The organism is Pseudomonas rossensis (genome assembly GCF_039888995.1).
Classification (GTDB): Bacteria; Pseudomonadota; Gammaproteobacteria; order Pseudomonadales; family Pseudomonadaceae; genus Aquipseudomonas; species Aquipseudomonas rossensis.
The window spans coordinates 1-250 of record NZ_JBBWCB010000373.1 but is presented as its reverse complement, the minus strand read 5'-3'; the positions used below and the strand labels follow the sequence as shown (position 1 = coordinate 250).

Below are 250 nucleotides of genomic sequence, written 5' to 3'. Positions count from 1 at the left end.
GTAGTATTTAGCCTTGGAGGATGGTCCCCCCATATTCAGACAAAGTTTCTCGTGCTCCGTCCTACTCGATTTCATGACTAAGAGATTTTCGCGTACAGGGCTATCACCCACTATGGCCGTACTTTCCAGAACGTTCCGCTAATCTCAAAGCCACTTAAGGGCTAGTCCCCGTTCGCTCGCCACTACTAAGGGAATCTCGGTTGATTTCTTTTCCTCAGGGTACTTAGATGTTTCAGTTCCCCTGGTTCGC

Annotated in this window: 1 rRNA gene; it reads right to left on the bottom strand. The window is 48.8% G+C overall.

The annotated features are described in order from the left end of the window. A 23S ribosomal RNA gene (locus WLY71_RS30930) occupies nt 1-250 on the bottom strand; the annotation flags it as partial.